This window comes from Pseudomonas sp. RC2C2, from assembly GCF_018390435.1.
Taxonomy (GTDB): Bacteria; Pseudomonadota; Gammaproteobacteria; order Pseudomonadales; family Pseudomonadaceae; genus Aquipseudomonas; species Aquipseudomonas donghuensis.
In genome coordinates this window covers 418,966-437,356 of record NZ_JAHBAX010000001.1, presented here as the reverse complement: position 1 = coordinate 437,356, position 18,391 = coordinate 418,966, and the positions used below count along the sequence as shown (strand labels likewise).

At 62.4% G+C, this 18,391-nt stretch carries 15 protein-coding genes; 10 read left to right on the top strand and 5 right to left on the bottom strand.

The genetic code is table 11. The annotated features are described in order from the left end of the window. Positions 1 to 47 precede the first annotated feature (47 nt). Positions 48 to 572, bottom strand: a complete 525-nt coding sequence (locus KHO53_RS01985; protein WP_036996516.1) for a hypothetical protein — start codon at positions 570 to 572, stop codon at positions 48 to 50. Between the two features lie 346 nt (positions 573 to 918). On the opposite strand from KHO53_RS01985, the gene KHO53_RS01980 reads away from it, so the two are divergent. Beyond that, complete coding sequence (locus KHO53_RS01980; RefSeq protein ID WP_010223367.1) at positions 919 to 1,854, top strand: chemotaxis protein CheV; 936 nt, start codon at positions 919 to 921, stop codon at positions 1,852 to 1,854. 40 nt (positions 1,855 to 1,894) lie between these two features. Further along, complete coding sequence (locus KHO53_RS01975; protein WP_213569923.1) at positions 1,895 to 2,701, top strand: MOSC domain-containing protein; 807 nt, start codon at positions 1,895 to 1,897, stop codon at positions 2,699 to 2,701. A gap of 1,377 nt (positions 2,702 to 4,078) precedes the next feature. Here the strand turns inward: KHO53_RS01975 and KHO53_RS01970 are convergent. Further along, the gene (locus KHO53_RS01970) at positions 4,079 to 6,007 is read right to left on the bottom strand and encodes a transglycosylase SLT domain-containing protein (protein WP_213569922.1); all 1,929 of its coding nucleotides are present in this window, start codon (positions 6,005 to 6,007) and stop codon (positions 4,079 to 4,081) included. 221 nt (positions 6,008 to 6,228) lie between these two features. Between KHO53_RS01970 and KHO53_RS01965 the strand changes: the two genes are divergently transcribed. Continuing rightward, positions 6,229 to 8,148: an ATP-binding cassette domain-containing protein gene (locus KHO53_RS01965; protein ID WP_213569921.1), complete on the top strand. Its 1,920-nt coding sequence runs from the start codon at positions 6,229 to 6,231 to the stop codon at positions 8,146 to 8,148. Between the two features lie 45 nt (positions 8,149 to 8,193). On the opposite strand, the gene KHO53_RS01960 is transcribed toward KHO53_RS01965, so the two are convergent. Further along, complete coding sequence (locus KHO53_RS01960; RefSeq protein WP_010226995.1) at positions 8,194 to 8,637, bottom strand: universal stress protein; 444 nt, start codon at positions 8,635 to 8,637, stop codon at positions 8,194 to 8,196. Between the two features lie 109 nt (positions 8,638 to 8,746). On the opposite strand from KHO53_RS01960, the gene KHO53_RS01955 reads away from it, so the two are divergent. From KHO53_RS01955 to KHO53_RS01925, 7 genes are all read left to right on the top strand, one after another. Continuing rightward, positions 8,747 to 9,184, top strand: a complete 438-nt coding sequence (locus tag KHO53_RS01955) for a hypothetical protein (protein ID WP_010226993.1) — start codon at positions 8,747 to 8,749, stop codon at positions 9,182 to 9,184. 483 nt (positions 9,185 to 9,667) lie between these two features. Next, positions 9,668 to 11,815, top strand: a complete 2,148-nt coding sequence (fadB, locus tag KHO53_RS01950; protein ID WP_010226991.1) for a fatty acid oxidation complex subunit alpha FadB — start codon at positions 9,668 to 9,670, stop codon at positions 11,813 to 11,815. A gap of 31 nt (positions 11,816 to 11,846) precedes the next feature. Then, positions 11,847 to 13,022, top strand: coding sequence for an acetyl-CoA C-acyltransferase FadA (fadA, locus tag KHO53_RS01945; RefSeq protein ID WP_010226989.1), 1,176 nt, complete (start codon positions 11,847 to 11,849; stop codon positions 13,020 to 13,022). Between the two features lie 79 nt (positions 13,023 to 13,101). Beyond that, complete coding sequence (locus KHO53_RS01940) at positions 13,102 to 13,353, top strand: DUF1653 domain-containing protein (RefSeq protein ID WP_010226982.1); 252 nt, start codon at positions 13,102 to 13,104, stop codon at positions 13,351 to 13,353. Positions 13,354 to 13,453: 100 nt separating this feature from the next. Then, entirely contained in the window at positions 13,454 to 16,066 is a 2,613-nt protein-coding gene (topA, locus tag KHO53_RS01935) for a type I DNA topoisomerase (protein ID WP_213569920.1), read from the top strand. 194 nt (positions 16,067 to 16,260) lie between these two features. After that, positions 16,261 to 16,782: a DUF6586 family protein gene (locus KHO53_RS01930; RefSeq protein ID WP_010226974.1), complete on the top strand. Its 522-nt coding sequence runs from the start codon at positions 16,261 to 16,263 to the stop codon at positions 16,780 to 16,782. 50 nt (positions 16,783 to 16,832) lie between these two features. Next, positions 16,833 to 17,066, top strand: coding sequence for a hypothetical protein (locus KHO53_RS01925; protein WP_010226971.1), 234 nt, complete (start codon positions 16,833 to 16,835; stop codon positions 17,064 to 17,066). 66 nt (positions 17,067 to 17,132) lie between these two features. Here the strand turns inward: KHO53_RS01925 and sulA are convergent, their stop codons facing one another. Next, the gene (sulA, locus tag KHO53_RS01920) at positions 17,133 to 17,594 is read right to left on the bottom strand and encodes an SOS-induced cell division inhibitor SulA (RefSeq protein WP_213570602.1); all 462 of its coding nucleotides are present in this window, start codon (positions 17,592 to 17,594) and stop codon (positions 17,133 to 17,135) included. A 42-nt stretch (positions 17,595 to 17,636) separates the two neighbouring features. Then, positions 17,637 to 18,245 carry a transcriptional repressor LexA gene (gene lexA, locus KHO53_RS01915; RefSeq protein ID WP_010226967.1) on the bottom strand — a complete coding sequence of 203 codons (609 nt, stop codon included), beginning with the start codon at positions 18,243 to 18,245 and terminating at the stop codon, positions 17,637 to 17,639. Positions 18,246 to 18,391 lie beyond the last annotated feature (146 nt).

Sequence of the window (18,391 nt, the reverse complement as noted above, 5' to 3'; positions counted from 1 at the left end):
TCGTCAGGGAGCCGGTTATCTTCGCCAGGGCATTGTTGTTATGCCGCTTAGTTGACCCTGGTTGGCGAGGAAAGTGCGCAGGCATGCGCGGTGGCGGGCGCAGTCATGGACGGTTCGGAGTGTTCGCAGAGGTGCTGGGTCTCGATGCAAGAGGTGCAGGCCAGAGCGGTTTGCGGGCTCAGGGCAGTGGCCAGGGTGTCGAGCAGTTGCACCTGTTCCTCGGTGTCCAGGCTCAGGCGGCCGGTGTGCGGGTCGATCAATTCCAGTTGCCAGGCCAGCAAGGTCAGGCAGCTTTCCAGGGCCTGCAGGGCTTCACCCTGCAGCGCCGGTTGCGCCTGTGCCGGCTCCAGCAGCGCTTGCAACTGCTGGCTGTAGGCGGCGACCTCGACCAGGCCAAGGGTCTGTGCGCGTTCCACCAGGGTTGCCAGGGTGTCGTTCAGGCAGTGGCAGGCATCCGGATCGTTATCGATCAGTTGCAGGTGCAGCAGGCATTCCTCTGCCTTGGTCAGCAGCACCTGGGCGTCGATCAGGAATTCCTGCAGGGCGCTGTTGTGCAGTGCGTCGTTAGCCATCATTTGGCTCCAGCGCGAAAGGCTGGAGCAGGGGCTGGCCACCATGAGGCGATCGCTGACAAAAGCCTGACTCCGTTCATGCAATGAGAATGGCGTCACATTAATGGCTAATGGATATTGCGAACATCAGGTCTCACCCGATTGTCACTAGGGGATTCCCTGATACGGTGTTTTCGATACGACCCTTTGCGGGCGTTTGCGACAGCGGAGAGGTGAGCGCAGTAAAGCATGATGGTAAAATGACATCAATGGGCTGCAGAGCATTTTTTTCAAGGGGTCAAGCTCTGCGGCAAACGGCCGATACAGGGCCATTGGGATCATTTTCGACACACCTGGGGGCTCTTCGATGGCTGGCATTCTCGACACGGTAGACCAAAGAACGCAGCTGGTGGGCGAGAACCGCCTGGAAATCCTGATGTTCCGCCTGGCGGGCCGGCAACTGTTCGCGATCAACGTGTTCAAGGTCCAGGAAGTGCTGCAGATGCCCAAGCTGACCCTGATGCCACAGCGTCACGCGTACGTCTGTGGCGTGGTCAACTTGCGCGGGCAGACCCTGCCGGTGATCGACCTGTCCCAGGCCATCGGCATGCGCCCGCTGGAGCCGGGCCCGGGCAGCACCATCATCGTCACCGAGTACAACCGCTCGGTGCAGGCCTTTCTGGTCGGTGGCGTCGACCGCATCGTCAACATGAACTGGGAAGCCATCATGCCGCCGCCGACCAGTGCCGGTCGTCAGCACTACCTGACAGCGATCAGCAAGGTCGACGAGCAACTGGTGGAAATCATCGACGTCGAGAAGGTGCTGGCGGAAATCGTCCCGTACAGCGCCAAAGTGTCGCGCGACAAGCTCGAAGATCCGCTGCTGGGCCGTGCCCGTGGTCGCGAAGTGCTGCTGGTGGACGACTCCACCGTGGCCCTGGCGCAGCTGCGTGACACCTTGTCGCAACTGGGGGTGAAGATGCACGTGGCCAGCGATGGCCTCAAGGCCCTGCGCATGCTCAAGGGCTGGGCCGACGCTGGCGAGGATGTCTGCGAGAAGCTGCTGATGGTCTTCACCGACGCCGAAATGCCGGAAATGGACGGCTACCGCCTGACCACCGAGATCCGCAACGACCCGCGCCTGCGCTCGCTGTACGTGGTGCTGCATACGTCGTTGTCCGGCAGCTTCAACGAATCGATGGTGAAGAAGGTCGGCTGCGACAACTTCCTCTCCAAGTTCCAGCCCGACAAGCTGGTCGATGTCGTGCGCCAACGGCTGATGCTGGATGAAGCCACGGCCTGAGTCGGTATAAGCTAGGGTTTTAACCGACACAAGGCAGGTCATGATGCGCCTGAGTGCATTGTACCGATACCCGCTCAAATCAGCGCGCGGTGAGGCGCTGCAAACCTCCTCGCTGGACCTTCTGGGGTTGAGCGGGGACCGCCGCTGGATGCTGGTGGAACGTGACAATGGGCGTTTTCTGACCCAGCGCATGTACCCGCAGATGAGCCAGCTGGCGGCCTTGCACAACGCCGACGGCAGCCTCGCCCTTCAGGCACCAGGCTACCCGGCGCTGCACGTTGGCGTGCCGGAGCCCGATAGCGACCTGCGCGGCATCACTATCTGGCGCGATACCTTTCGCGTGCCGGATGCCGGCGATGCTGCCGCGCAGTGGCTCAGTCGGTTCATCGGCAAGGACGTGCGCCTGGTTCATGTGCCAGAGCAACGCACGCGTTATCTACCCAATGGTTATGGTCTGAACAGCGACCGCGTGGCGTTCGCCGACGGTTTTCCCTTGCTGCTGATTGGCCAGGCGTCGCTGGATGACCTGGTCGACAAGGTCGGGCGGCCACTGGAGATGCTGCGCTTTCGTCCCAACCTGGTGGTGGAGGGCAGTGCGGCGTTTGCCGAGGATGGCTGGAAGCGGATCCGCATCGGCGCGGTCGAGTTCCGGGTGCTCAAGCCGTGCGAGCGTTGCATCATGACCACCATTGACCCGCAGACCGGCGAGCGCAGCCCGGACCGCGAACCGCTGGCGACCTTGCGCACCTATCGGCAGAAGGAGGGGGATGTGCTGTTTGGCCAGAACCTGGTGGCGGATGGCGCGGGGGTGCTTGAGGTGGGGATGGCGGTGACGGTGCTGGAGTAACCAGGCAAGGCTTTGCCTTGCATCGCTGGCAACGCCAGCTCCCACAGGTCTTGCACCATCCCTGGGGCACTGCCAATCCTGTGGGAGCCGGACTTGCCGGCGATCGAGCGCGAAGCGGTCGCAATCCAGACGACGCGTTATGTGCAAGCTGGACTGGCCTCATCGCTGGCAAGCCAGCTCCCACAGGTCTTGCACCGCCCCTGGGCGCACTGCCAATCCTGTGGGAGCCGGCCTTGCCGGCGATCGAGCGCGAAGCGGTCGCAATCCAGACGACGCGTTATGTGCAAGCAGGGCTGGCCTCATCGCTGGCAAGCCAGCTCCCACAGGTCTTGCACCGCCCCTGAGCGCACTGCCAATCCTGTGGGAGCCGGACTTGCCGGCGATCGAGCGCGAAGCGGTCGCAATCCAGACGACGCGTTATGTGCAAGCAGGGCTGGCCTCATCGCTGGCAAGCCAGCTCCCACAGGTCTTGCACCGCCCCTGGGCGCACTGCCAATCCTGTGGGAGCCGGACTTGCCGGCGATCAAGCGCGAAGCGGTCGCAATCCAGACGACGCGTTATGTGCAAGCAGGGCTGGCCTCATCGCTGGCAAGCCAGCTCCCACAGGTCTTGCACCGACCCTGGGAGCACTGCCAATCCAGCGGGAGCCGGCCTTGCCGGCGATCGAGCGCGAAGCGGTCGCAATCCAGGCGACGCGATATGTGCAAGCTGGACTGGCCTCATCGCTGGCAAGCCAGCTCCCACAGGTCTTGCACCGCCCCTGAGCGCACTGCCAATCCTGTGGGAGCCGGACTTGCCGGCGATCGAGCGCGAAGCGGTCGCAATCCAGACGACGCGTTATGTGCAAGCAGGGCTGGCCTCATCGCTGGCAAGCCAGCTCCCACAGGTCTTGCACCGCCCCTGGGCGCACTGCCAATCCTGTGGGAGCCGGACTTGCCGGCGATCAAGCGCGAAGCGGTCGCAATCCAGACGACGCGTTATGTGCAAGCAGGGCTGGCCTCATCGCTGGCAAGCCAGCTCCCACAGGTCTTGCACCGACCCTGGGAGCACTGCCAATCCAGCGGGAGCCGGCCTTGCCGGCGATCGAGCGCGAAGCGGTCGCAATCCAGGCGACGCGATATGTGCAAGCTGGACTGGCCTCATCGCTGGCAAGCCAGCTCCCACAGGTCTTGCACCGCCCCTGAGCGCACTGCCAATCCTGTGGGAGCCGGACTTGCCGGCGATCGAGCGCGAAGCGGTCGCAATCCAGACGACGCGTTATGTGCAAGCAGGGCTGGCCTCATCGCTGGCAAGCCAGCTCCCACAGGTCTTGCACCGACCCTGGGAGCACTGTCAATCCTGTGGGAGCCGGCCTTGCCGGCGATGGGCTGGACACGATCACTGATCGTCAAAATACCGCTCATGCCAATCCACCAGCGGCTGTGGCGAATTGAGCTTCTGCCCGTAGATCACCGAGTACGACAGCACGTTCTGCACGTACTGGCGCGTCTCGTCGAACGGAATCGACTCGACCCAGACATCGAAACTCAGGTGGTCGGCGCCGCGCAGCCACTGGCGCACGCGGCCCGGGCCGGCGTTGTAGGCGGCGGAGGCGAGTACCCGGTTGCCGTTGAACTGGCTGTGCACCTGGCTCAGGTAGGCGGCGCCCAGCTGGATGTTCTTGTCCGGGTTGAACACCTGCGCAGGCGAAGCCAGCGGGATGCTGAACTTGCGCGCGGTCTCCTTGGCGGTGGCCGGCATCAGTTGCATCAGGCCACTGGCGCCGACGCTTGAGCGGGCGTCGTCCATGAACGCGCTTTCCTGGCGGGTAATGGCGAACACCCAGCTCGAATGCAGACCACGTACCTTGGCTTCACGCACCAGGGTGTCGCGGTGGGCCATCGGGAAGCGGATGTCCAGGTCGTCCCAGTACTTGGCCTGGCTGATGGTGCGAATGGCCGGGAAGTACCAGCGCATGTCGTAGGCCAGCTTGGCCTGGGCGACCATCTCGTCACGGTTGAAGTGGCGGCTGACGTGGTACCACTCGCGACGCCCGTCGACAATCTGGCCGCGGGCGTGGAATTCCAGTGCGCGCTTGACCCCCGGGGTGTTGCGGACCTTGTTGACCACCTGCTGGCTCAGCACCAGCGGCTTGTTGTTCAACTGGTAAGGCGTTTGCGAGCGGTCGGCGGCCAGGAAGCCGTAGAAGTCACGCTCGCGAGCCACGGTTTTGTACAGCAGCGGGATTTGCGGGTCCTTCGGCTGTGCCAGCTCCAGGCTGCGCGCCTGCCAGTAACGCCAGCGGTTGCTGCTGGCCAGGTCTTGCGGCAGGCGCTTGGTCAGCGCGTAGGCATCTTCCCAGCGGCCCAGGCGCAGCAGCAGGCGCAGGCGCCACTCGGTGACGGTGTTGTCGCGCAGCTCCGGATCGTAGCGGGTCATCAGGTCCAGGGCGCGCGGGTCGTAGCGGCGGGCCAGGGTCAGGCCGATCTCGCGGGCGATGGCAACTTTCTCGTCGCGAGAGAAATGCATGCGGCTGGCGTAGTCATCGAGCAGGTTCATGGCCCGCTCCGGGTCCTGGCGGGCCAGGCGGCGCAGGCCCAGGCTGACCACGTCGGACATCGCCTCGTTGACCGGGGTGAAGCGCCCGGGCTGGTTGAGCAGTTCGGGCTTTTGCGCCACGTCGATCAGCAGGCGGCCTTGCGGCGCCAGGGAGTTGAGGCTTTTGACCAGGGTATTGGCCAGCGCATAATTGCGGGTTTGTGCCGCCAGCTTGGCGCGCTCCCAGCGTTTTTGCTCGGTCAACTGGCCTTCGGCGGCCCAGCGCTCGAACAGGGCGTCGCAGGCCGCGGGTTGCGACTTGCCGACCAGCCAGAGTTTTTCTGCGCTGGCAAAGCCTTCGGCGCGCTGGCCATGGCTGAGCTGGTACTGGCCATTGAGGCAGTCCAGTTCAGTGAAATTGAGTTTCGGATCGTAGTACTTGGTAAACGTCGCCCAGTCACCACGCTCGGCCAGCCAGCGCAACCAGCGCAGCTTCATCCAGTTGGCCTGGGGCAGGTCGCCGTGGGCGCCGAGGAATTTCTCGATTTCGGCGTTGCTGGCGGTTTTCAGCCGGGCGGTCAGCTCGTCGTAGGCCAGGTAAGGCGTCAACGGGTAGTCGCGCAGGGCATCGGCATAGCGCAGGTAGGGCCCCTTGTCACCCTTGGCCAGGGCGCGTTTGGCTTCATCGTAATATTGACGTTGCTGGGTGATGTCGGTGGCCTGGGCGACACCCACCGCCGAGGCAGTGAGAAGCAGGCTGGATACGAGGTGGAGCAGGCGGCTGCGCATGAGACTTCCGGGCAGTTTGACCATGAAAAGTGACGGCGAAGCCAGCACTGTTGGAGTTGCATTGCCTTAGCTTAGCCGGTTGCCGCAGGCGGATGAAAGCATTGTGCTTGTATCTGCTTGTAAAGAAGCGGCCTGTCGTCGGAAGGTACTGAAGGACGCGCTGCTTAATGTGAAGCCGGCCCAAGTCGGGTAGAATGCGCGCCCGGTTTTTGGAGAAGATCATGACCCTGCTCAAATTAAGCGATGTGTCCCTTGCGTTCGGCGCCACGCCGTTGTTGGACAAGGTGTCCTGGCAGATCGCCCGTGGTGAGCGGGTGTGCATCATCGGCCGCAACGGCACAGGCAAGTCGAGCATGCTGCGCCTGGTCAAGGGCGATCAGAAGCCTGACGAAGGCGATGTCTGGCGTGCCCCGGGCCTGAAGATCGGCGAGCTGCCGCAAGAGTTGCCGGTGGCCGACGGCCGTACCGTGTTCGACGTGGTCGCCGAAGGCCTCGATGGCGTCGGCGCCTTGCTGGCTGAGTACCACCACCTGAGCCAGAACATCCACAGCGATGCCGACCTGGAAAAGCTCATGCACGTCCAGCACGACCTCGAGTCGCGCGATGGCTGGCGCCTGCAGCAACTGGTCGACAGCACCCTGAGCCGCCTGCAACTGCCGGCCGACAAGACCCTGGCCGAGCTCTCCGGTGGCTGGCGCCGCCGTGTGCTGCTGGCCCAGGCGCTGGTGTCCGAGCCCGACCTGCTGTTGCTCGACGAGCCGACCAACCACCTGGACATCGGTGCCATTGCCTGGCTTGAAGATGCCCTCAGCGGGTTCGGCGGTGCCGTGCTGTTCATCACCCACGACCGTTCCTTCCTGCAGAACCTGGCCACGCGCATCCTCGAACTGGATCGTGGCGGCCTGATCGACTGGAACGGCGACTACGCCAGCTTCCTGGTACACAAGGAAGCGGCACTGGCGGCCGAAGAAACCGCCAACGCGCTGTTCGACAAGAAGCTGGCCCAGGAAGAAGTGTGGATCCGCCAGGGTATCAAGGCCCGGCGTACCCGCAACGAAGGCCGTGTGCGCGCCCTCAAGGCCCTGCGCGTCGAGCGCAGCGAGCGTCGCGAGCGTCAGGGCAAGGCCAACATCCAGCTGGATGTCGCGGAGAAGTCCGGCAAGCAGGTGATGGTCCTGGAGAACGTCAGCTTCAACCATCCGGGTGGCCCGCAGCTGGTCAAGGACTTCTCCATGGTCCTGCAGCGCGAAGACCGTATCGGCCTGCTTGGCGCCAACGGTACCGGCAAGACCACCTTGCTCAAGCTGATGCTCGGTGATCTTGAGCCCACCAGCGGCAAGGTCGAGTCCGGCACCCGCCTGGAAGTGGCCTATTTCGACCAGCTGCGCCATCAGCTGGACCTGGAAAAGACCGTGATCGACAACCTCGCCGAAGGTCGCGACTTCATCGATATCGATGGCCAGAGCCGTCACGTGTTGAGCTACCTGGGCGACTTCCTGTTCAGCCCGCAGCGCGCCCGGACCCCGGTCAAGGCCCTGTCCGGTGGCGAGCGTGCGCGCCTGCTGCTGGCCAAGCTGTTCAGCAAGCCGGCCAACCTGCTGGTGCTCGACGAACCGACCAACGACCTCGACGTCGAGACCCTCGAGCTGCTCGAAGAAGTGCTGTCGGCGTTCAAGGGCACCGTGCTGATGGTCAGCCACGACCGGGCCTTCCTCGACAACGTGGTGACCAGCACCCTGGTGTTCGAAGGCGAGGGCAAGGTGCGCGAGTACGTCGGTGGTTACCAGGACTGGATCCGCCAGGGCGGTTCGCCGAAGTTGCTCGGGGTTACCGAGAGCAAGTCGGGCAAGTCCGAACTCAACACCGCTGTGGTCGAGAGCGTGGCGCCTGCGCCGGTAGCGGCGCCAGTGGCTGAAACGGCAAAGAAAAAGCTCAGCTACAAGCTGCAACGCGAGCTGGAAGCCTTGCCGGGCCAGATCGATGTGCTGGAGCAGAAGATGGCGGCGGTGCAGGAAGAGATTTCTGCCCCGGCCTTCTACCAGCACCCGATCGAGCAGACCAGTGCGGTACTGGCGAGCCTGGAGAAGATGCAGGCCGAGCTGGATGTGCTGGTCGAGCGCTGGGCCGAACTCGACAGCTGAAGGGCAGGGCCCGGCGCATGAGCCTGCGCCGGGCCCACCCGGGTGTTACTCGGCTTTTTTCTGCAGGCGTACCGCGAGCACATCGCAGGGTGCGCCGTGCAGCACGTCGTTGGCGGTAGAACCCAGCAGCAGGGCCAGGCCGTGGCGGCCATGGCTGCCGACCACGATCAGGTCGCACTTCTGGTCCTTGGCCAGTTGGTGGATCTCCTGGCGCGGCTGGCCGTAGGTCAGGTGCGAATCACCGCGGTTGATGCCCGGGTACTTGTTGAACAGACGATCCATGCGCTCCTTGGCCTGGTCGAACTGTTGCTGTTGCAGCTGGGACAGGTCCATCGGCACGTCGCCGCCAAAGGCCATGGCCATGGGCTCGACGATATGTACCAGGGAAACCTTGGTCTGTGTCGGCTCGGCCAGTGTCATGGCGCGCTTGATGACCGGATCGCATTCTTCGGTCAGGTCGACGGCAACCAGTATGTGTTCGTAGGGCATGAGAAGCTCTCCTGACAGTCGCGATAGGTAAAGTATGGTCGGTTTCAGGCTGATCGCTTCGAATCACGGCTAACCAGCTCATTTGCAACGCTTTGTGGGAACAACTGATATGACGGTCTGGGTAGTGGTGTCAATCCTTGCGCTGATTCTCAGCCCTTTGGCCTGGCTGCGTCCTTCGCGCAAGCAAAGCGGCCAGATGGCCCTGCGCATGGAAGCCCGGCGCATGGGCCTGGCCATGCAACTGGCGCCCCAGGAGTGGCCGCACTGGCTGCCCAAGGAGCCGCCCAGCCCATGCGCACAGTACCTGCGGCCACGACGCCAGGGCCGTAGCGACAGCTGGTGCTACTGGCAGACCACCCCCGGCGTGTGGCTCAACCAGTGGCGCGAGCCTTGCGCCGATGCCGCGCATGCCGAGCAGTTGGCGCGCTTGCCGGAGAGTGTCTACAAAGTCGAGGCGGGCCCGCAGATGGTTGCCTTGTACTGGGGTGAGCGCGGTGAAACGGCTGTATTGCAGGATATTGCCGCAGTGCTCAACGCCCTGGCCTGATCGCTATCAATAAAAAGCCCGATGCACAGATCGGGCGGACAGGCCAGGCAGGCCGGTGTAATGTTTCAGTCCCTTGCAGTGTAGCCATCCAGCGGCAATTTGCTGCCTACTCCCTCTCTTGTTTCGCGTTGATCGATGATCAGCGCGTGTAAGCCATTGACCACTATCGCAGCGCTGAATGGCGTGCCATCAGCAGAGCGGCCGTTTGCCCCCTGTCAGCAGAAAATGACCGGAAAGTCGCGTTTTCACGGTGCTTTTGGGTATTTGACAACGGCGATCTTTTCGTTGAATGTGTGCATACCCAAATCAAACGGGCGTATGAATTGAGCGTTTGTATTGTCAGACGGCTCTTACAGAATCCCGACTATCGCGCTGGCGGGTGTGCCTGGAGCAAGGGTTCGGCAACAACGGCCAATGGCCGGCCGGATCTTTCACCAGCGATCGGCGTGTACAGTTCAGCTTCCATATCGTGGAGATCAGTTGATGATTTACGAAGGTAAAGCCATCACGGTTAAGGCTCTTGAAAGCGGCATCGTCGAACTGAAGTTCGACCTCAAGGGTGAGTCCGTCAACAAGTTCAACCGTCTTACCCTGAACGAATTGCGTCAGGCCGTAGACACCATCAAAGCCGACGCATCGATCAAAGGCGTGATTGTCAGCAGTGGCAAGGACGTATTCATCGTCGGCGCGGACATCACCGAGTTTGTCGATAACTTCAAGTTGCCCGAGGCCGAACTGGTCGCCGGCAACCTGGAAGCCAACCGGATTTTCAGCGATTTCGAAGACCTGGCCGTGCCGACCGTTGCCGCAATCAATGGCATCGCCCTGGGCGGCGGTCTGGAAATGTGCCTGGCTGCCGACTACCGCGTCATGGCCACCAGCGCCAAGATCGGCCTGCCGGAAGTCAAGCTGGGCATCTACCCGGGCTTCGGCGGTACCGTGCGCCTGCCGCGTATCATCGGTGCCGACAACGCCATCGAGTGGATTGCCGCCGGCAAGGAAAACCGTGCTGAAGACGCGCTGAAAGTCGGCGCCGTCGATGCCGTGGTAACCCCTGAGCTGCTGCAGGCTGCGGCCCTTGACCTGATCAAGCGCGCCATCAGCGGCGAGCTCGACCACAAGGCCAAGCGCCAGCCAAAACTGGAAAAACTCAAGCTCAACGCCATCGAGCAGATGATGTCGTTCGAAACCGCCAAGGGTTTCGTCGCCGGTCAAGCTGGCCCGAACTACCCGGCGCCGGTCGAAGCGATCAAGAGCATCCAGAAGGCCGCCAACTTCGGTCGTGACAAGGCCCTGGAAGTCGAAGCCGCAGGCTTCGTCAAACTGGCCAAGACCTCGGTTGCCGAGAGCCTGATCGGCCTGTTCCTCAACGACCAGGAACTCAAGCGCAAAGCCAAGGCCCACGACGAAATCGCGCGCGACGTGAAGCAGGCTGCCGTGCTCGGCGCCGGCATCATGGGGGGCGGCATCGCCTACCAGTCGGCGGTCAAGGGCACCCCGATCCTGATGAAGGACATCAACGAAAGCGCCATCCAGCTGGGCCTGAACGAAGCCTCCAAGCTGCTCGGCAAGCGCGTTGAAAAAGGCCGCCTGACCCCGGCGAAAATGGCCGAAGCGCTGAACGCGATTCGCCCGACCCTGTCCTACGGCGATTTTGGCAACGTCGACATCGTCGTCGAAGCCGTGGTCGAGAACCCGAAGGTCAAGCAAGCAGTGCTGGCTGAAGTGGAAGGCCAGGTCAAGGAAGACGCGATCCTGGCGTCCAACACCTCGACCATTTCCATCAACCTGCTGGCCAAGGCCCTCAAGCGTCCGGAAAACTTCGTTGGCATGCACTTCTTCAACCCGGTGCACATGATGCCGCTGGTTGAAGTCATCCGTGGCGAGAAGTCCAGCGAAGTGGCGGTTGCCACCACCGTGGCCTACGCCAAGAAGATGGGCAAGAACCCGATCGTGGTCAACGACTGCCCGGGCTTCCTGGTCAACCGCGTACTGTTCCCGTACTTCGGCGGTTTCGCCAAGCTGGTCAGCGCCGGTGTCGACTTCGTGCGCATCGACAAGATCATGGAAAAATTCGGCTGGCCAATGGGCCCGGCCTACCTGATGGACGTGGTCGGTATCGACACCGGCCATCACGGCCGTGACGTCATGGCCGAAGGCTTCCCGGACCGCATGAAGGACGACCGTCGTTCGGCCATCGACGTGCTCTACGAAGCCAAGCGCCTGGGCCAGAAGAACGGCAAGGGCTTCTACGCCTACGAGACCGACAAGCGCGGCAAGCCGAAGAAAGTCGCTGACGCGGCAGTCCTCGACGTGCTCAAGCCGATCGTTTACGAGCAACGTGAAGTCAGCGACGAAGACATCATCAACTGGATGATGATCCCGCTGTGCCTGGAAACCGTTCGCTGCCTGGAAGACGGTATCGTCGACACCGCCGCCGAAGCCGACATGGGCCTGGTCTACGGTATTGGTTTCCCTCCTTTCCGTGGCGGCGCGCTGCGTTACATCGACTCGATCGGTGTAGCCGAATTCGTTGCCCTGGCCGACAAATACGCCGATCTGGGTCCGCTGTATCACCCCACCGCGAAGCTGCGTGAAATGGCCAAGAACGGCCAGAGCTTCTTCGGTTAAGCGCCCAACGATATAGAGCGAGAGTGAATATATGAGCCTGAATCCAAGAGACGTGGTGATTGTCGACTTCGGTCGCACCCCGATGGGCCGCTCCAAGGGTGGCATGCATCGCAATACCCGCGCCGAAGACATGTCCGCGCACCTGATCAGCAAGCTGCTGGAGCGCAACGCCAAGGTCGATCCGAGCGAAGTCGAGGACGTCATCTGGGGCTGCGTCAACCAGACCCTGGAGCAGGGCTGGAACATCGCCCGCATGGCCTCCTTGATGACCCAGATCCCGCACACCGCTGCCGGCCAGACCGTCAGCCGCCTGTGCGGCTCGTCGATGAGCGCGCTGCACACCGCGGCGCAGGCGATCATGACCGGCAACGGTGATGTCTTCGTCGTCGGTGGTGTCGAGCACATGGGCCACGTCAGCATGATGCACGGTGTCGACCCCAACCCGCACATGTCGCTGTACGCCGCCAAGGCCTCGGGCATGATGGGCCTGACCGCCGAAATGCTTGGCAAGATGCACGGCATCAGCCGTGAGCAGCAGGACCTGTTCGGCCTGCGTTCGCACCAGCTCGCCCACAAGGCAACGGTCGAAGGCAAGTTCAAGGATGAAATCATCCCGATGCAGGGCTACGACGAGAACGGTTTCCTCAAGGTCTTCGACTACGACGAAACCATTCGCCCGGACACCACCCTGGAAAGCCTGGCGGCCCTCAAGCCTGCTTTCAACCCCAAAGGTGGTACCGTGACTGCCGGCACCTCGTCGCAGATCACCGACGGCGCCTCGTGCATGATCGTCATGTCGGCCCAGCGTGCCCAGGACCTCGGTATCCAGCCTCTGGCGGTGATCCGTTCCATGGCCGTGGCCGGTGTCGACCCGGCAATCATGGGCTACGGTCCGGTTCCGGCGACCCAGAAAGCCCTCAAGCGTGCGGGCTTGTCCATCGCCGATATCGACTTCTTCGAGCTCAACGAAGCCTTCGCCGCACAGGCCCTGCCAGTGCTGAAGGATCTGAAAGTGCTCGACAAGATGGATGAGAAGGTTAACCTGCACGGCGGCGCCATCGCCCTGGGCCATCCTTTCGGTTGCTCCGGTGCGCGGATTTCCGGCACTCTGCTCAACGTCATGAAGCAGAATGGCGGGACCCTCGGCGTTTCGACCATGTGCGTCGGCCTGGGCCAAGGCATCACCACCATCTTCGAACGCGTTTAAGCGTTCGGCGGGTGGAAACCGGGGCCTGGTGCCCCGGTTTTTGTTTTTGCAGGAATTTTTTTTCAAGAGGGTGAGCAACATGCAGATACAACCAGGCGTATACCGGCATTACAAGGGGCCTGAGTATCGTGTGTTCGGCACCGCGCGCCATTCCGAAACCGAGGAGTGGGTGGTGTTCTACCAGGCGCTGTACGGTGAATTCGGCCTGTGGGTGCGACCGCTTTCGATGTTCCTCGAGTCGGTCGAGGTTGACGGCGAGCAAGTGCCGCGCTTTGCTTTGGTCAAGGCTGAAACCGAGCTGTTTTCCCGGCCCGATGCCGAGGGTGGCTAGAGCCCCGCGCTTGACCTCACTCTGTTGCCACTATATATAGCGGTGCCGCGTCAGGTACCTGCCGTGTTTTTATTTTCAGTATTCAGGAATTTTCCGATCCATGGGCAAATCGCTGGTCATTGTGGAATCCCCGGCTAAGGCCAAGACCATCAACAAGTACCTGGGCAGCCAGTACGTGGTGAAGTCGAGTATCGGCCATATCCGAGACCTGCCCACCAGCGGTTCGGCCAGCGCCAGCAAGGAGCCTGCCGCCAAGCGCGGCAAGGCCGCCGCAGGCGAAGCGCCGGCCCTGTCGCCAAAAGAGAAGGCGCGCAAGCAGTTGGTCGCACGCATGGGCGTCGACCCTGACCACGGCTGGAAAGCCAAATACGAGATTCTCCCGGGCAAGGAGAAGGTCATCGACGAACTGCGTCGCCTGGCCAAAGATGCCGACACCATCTATCTCGCAACCGACTTGGATCGCGAGGGGGAAGCCATTGCCTGGCACCTGCGCGAAGCCATCGGTGGTGATGACAGCCGCTACAAGCGCGTGGTGTTCAACGAAATCACCAAGAAAGCCATCCAGGAAGCGTTCTCGCAGCCTGGCGAGCTGGATATCGACCGGGTCAACGCCCAGCAGGCGCGACGCTTCCTCGATCGCGTGGTGGGCTACATGGTTTCGCCACTGCTGTGGGCCAAGATCGCCCGCGGCCTGTCCGCCGGCCGCGTGCAGTCGGTGGCGGTGAAGCTAGTGGTCGAGCGTGAGCGCGAGATCCGTGCCTTCATCCCTGAAGAGTACTGGGAAGTGCACGCCGACCTGGGTACCGCCAAGGACGCCAAGGTGCGTTTCGAAGTGGCCCGCGAGAACGGCGAAGCCTTCAAGCCGCTCAACGAAGCCCAGGCCATGGCAGCGCTGGCGCAGCTCAAGTCCTCCAGCTACACCGTGGCCAAGCGTGAAGACCGCCCGACCAGCAGCAAGCCGTCGGCGCCGTTCATCACCTCGACCCTGCAGCAGGCCGCGAGCAACCGCCTGGGCTTCGGCGTGAAGAAAACCATGATGATGGCCCAGCGTCTGTACGAAGCCGGCTACATCACCTATATGCGAACCGACTCGACCAACCTCTCGGTCGATGCGGTGGAAATGGCTCGCAGCTACATCGAAAGCGAGTTCGGCAAGAAGTACCTGCCCGAAGCGCCGATCGTCTACGGCAGCAAAGAGGGTGCCCAGGAAGCGCACGAAGCGATTCGTCCATCCGACGTCAACACCCATCCGACCAAGCTCAGTGGCATGGAGCGCGATGCCGAGCGTCTGTACGAGCTGATCTGGCGCCAGTTCCTGGCCTGCCAGATGCCACCGGCGCAGTACCTGTCGACCACCGTCAGCGTCACCGCAGGCAACTTCGAGCTGCGCGCCAAGGGCCGCATCCTCAAGTTCGACGGTTACACCCGGGTATTGCCGCAACAGAGCAAGCCGGGCGATGACGATGTGCTGCCGGAAATGAACCAGGGCGAAGTACTCAAGCTGATCCAGCTCGACCCGAGCCAGCACTTCACCAAGCCGCCGGCGCGTTACTCCGAAGCCAGCCTGGTCAAGGAGATGGAAAAGCGCGGTATCGGTCGTCCTTCGACTTACGCTGCGATCATCTCGACCATCCAGGATCGCGGTTACGTGACCCTGCACAACCGCCGCTTCTACTCCGAGAAGATGGGCGACATCGTCACCGAGCGCCTGTCCGAGAGCTTCTCCAACCTGATGGACTACGGCTTCACCGCCGGCATGGAAGAGAACCTCGATGACGTGGCCCAGGGCGAGCGCGACTGGAAAAACGTGCTGGACGAGTTCTACGGCGACTTCAGCAACAAGCTGAAGCTGGCCGAAGACGGCGAGAAGGGCATGCGTGCCAACCAGCCGACCCTGACCAACATTGCCTGCAAGGAATGTGGCCGGCCGATGATGATCCGCACCGCCTCCACCGGCGTGTTCCTCGGCTGCTCGGGCTACAGCCTGTCGCCCAAAGAGCGTTGCAAGGCCACCGTCAACCTGGTCCCGGGCGATGAAATCGCCGCCGACGACGAGGGTGAATCGGAATCGCGCGTGCTGCTCAACAAGCACCGCTGCCCGATCTGCTCGACGGCCATGGATGCTTACCTGCTCGATGAGAAGCGCAAGCTGCACATCTGCGGTAACAACCCCGATTGCACCGGCTACGAGATCGAAGAAGGCAACTACCGCATCAAGGGCTACGAAGGGCCGAGCCTTGAGTGCGACAAGTGCGGTAGCGAGATGCAGCTCAAGACTGGCCGTTTCGGCAAGTTCTTCGGTTGCACCAACGCCGAATGCAAGAACACCCGCAAGCTGCTCAAGAGTGGCGAGGCGGCGCCGCCGAAGATGGATGCGGTGAAGATGCCGGAGCTCAAGTGCGAGAAGGTCAACGATACCTACGTGCTGCGTGACGGTGCTTCGGGGCTGTTCCTGGCTGCCAGCCAGTTCCCGAAAAACCGCGAGACCCGTGCACCCCTGGTGATCGAGATCATCCCGCACAAGGATGAGATCGATCCGAAGTATCACTTCCTCTGCGAGGCGCCGAAGAAGGACCCGGACGGTCGCCCGGCGGTCATCCGCTACAGCCGCAAGACCAAGGAGCAGTACGTGCAGACCGAGGTCGACGGCAAGCCGACCGGCTGGCGTGCGTTCTATGACGGCAATGCCTGGAAGGTCGAAGACAAGCGCTGATTGAGCTTGGGGCCGCTGTTCGCGGCCCATCGCCGGCAAGGCCGGCTCCCACAGGGAGTGCAATCGCCGCCGACTCTGTGGGAGCCGGCCTTGCCGGCGATCGACCGCAAAGCGGTCGCCATCTAGACTTGCAGTAGGGTAGGGCAATCCGTGACACTCACAGACCGCCTTGCAGCCTTTCGGAGGGCACCCAGATGGCCCAGGAACTCTACACCCGCACCAACCAGAAGATTTACTTCGCAGGCCTGGCCCTCGAAGCCCTTGGCAAGGCGCAGGAAAGCCGGGCCATGAATGCCCAGGCGCTGATCCAGGCCGAGCGTGAGTCGGCGCTGTTTCACCTGTACGGCGCGCTGCTGGGCTTGTGTCACGAGATTGCCGGGTTTTATCGTTTGCCCCAGGCCGGCGCACCCCGTGCCGAGCTGTTGCTGACCCGCGAAGTGCTCGAGGCTGTGGCCATCCCAGAGATGGCCGAACTGGTTGAGCTGGCCGAACAGCGCGAAACCTGGCTGGCGCAATTGCTAAGTGCTTATGCCGATTTGTTCCGACCGCCGGTCGCGAAAAAAGCGCCAAAAACCGACGTTACCCAGCCGCTGATCCAGGCACTAAGCCTCGATGAACCCGAGGCGCCAGCGCTGTCGCGCGAAGAGCTGGAAAGCTGGCGGCAGAACCTCAAGGGGCTTACGGTTCGTTTTCGTGAAGGTTTGAGTGAGTGCTGATTGGGGCGCTGGCTGGTACAATGCCGGCCTTTCGCGGAGAACAGCCCCTTATGCCAACGTCCTTTCTAGAAATTGTCGAGTTGCCTGATGGCCGGATCGAGCTGCGCCGTGCCGAGGACGAGGGTTCGTTGGTAACCCTGGATTTCTCCGAGGACGCCAAAGCCTTTTTGCAAGGTCAGCACGTGGAAGTGGCCAAGGCCATGCTCAGTGTTGGCGTGCAGATGGCCGGCAAGCTGGTAGAAGGCGAGATCGAACGCGACGAAGGGCCACGGGTCCTGCACTGATCGCCTGCATGGCTTCCTCGTCCTGAGGAAGCCTGGCGAAATCAATGGTTGAAACAGACCTGAATATCAGCCGAGGCGGATGTTCAGGCTTTGTGCGTCTCCAGCGCGAGCCGCATTGCTCAGTTGCTGGCGGGCGCTGCTGCTGACGGTGTTGAGCCAGCTGACCACGGTGTGGCTGCGGCCCAGGCGCAGGGCATCGCAGGCCAGTTGCAAGGCACTCTGGTTGCCGCGCGGTTGCAACAGCAGGATGCGCTCGCGGTTCAGCCCGGCCTCGCGCAGCCAGGCCTGGGTCAGGCTGGCAGGTGGGGCGATCAGGGTCAGCCAGCGGGCGTCATGTTCTTCGCTCAACTCGCTCAGTTCACGCAGCATCGGGGCCAACAGGCTCTGGCAGCTACCCAGTGCGCCACGCAAAGACAGCTCGCTGAAAACCTGGGCCGCGCCGGGGTGGGGCGCTGGCTTGGCGCTTTTCAGTCCGGGCAGCACCGGCTGGGCCAGGAATGCTTCGAACAGTGGCAATTGTGCTTGCAGCGGTACGTTCTGTGACGCAGGGGGAACTGCATGATGCCTCCTTTACCGGCGTATGACGCCGACGCTCAAGCCCTCGATCACCAGCTCCTGGTCTTTCAGGTTGACTTCGATTGGGGCGAATTCGGGGTTCTCGGCAATCAGCCAGACTTTGCTGCCTTCGCGCTTGAAGCGTTTGACCGTGACTTCGTCACCCAGGCGAGCAACGACGATCTGGCCGTTGCGAGCTTCGCGGCAGGTGTGCACGGCCAGCAGGTCGCCGTCGACGATGCCGACATCCTTCATGCTCATGCCGTGAACGCGCAACAGGTAGTCGGCGCGGGGATGGAAGAACGCCGGGTTGATGTTGCAGGATTCTTCGATGTGTTGCTGGGCGAGGATCGGCGCACCGGCCGCCACCCGGCCAATGATCGGCAGGCCGCTGTCGTCGGGCTTGGCTTCAAAGCCGGGGATGCGGATGCCCCGTGACGCCCCCGGGGTCATTTCGATCGCACCCTTGCGGGCCAGGGCCTTGAGGTGCTCCTCGGCGGCGTTGGGCGATTTGAAACCCAGCTCCTGGGCGATCTCTGCGCGGGTGGGCGGAAAGCCGTTGTCTTCCAGGCAGCGTTTGATAAAAGCCAGAATCTCAGCTTGGCGTGGCGTCAGTTTTAGCATGTCGATCGCTCTGTCTTTTTATACAGTGACTGGAATTATATACAGTAGGTGGCAAGCTGCAAGCGCCACGCGCCAAGAAAAGGCGGATGGGCGCTCTCGCAGCTATGGTTTAATACGTGACCGCATGGCCGCAAAGCGGCTGCGCG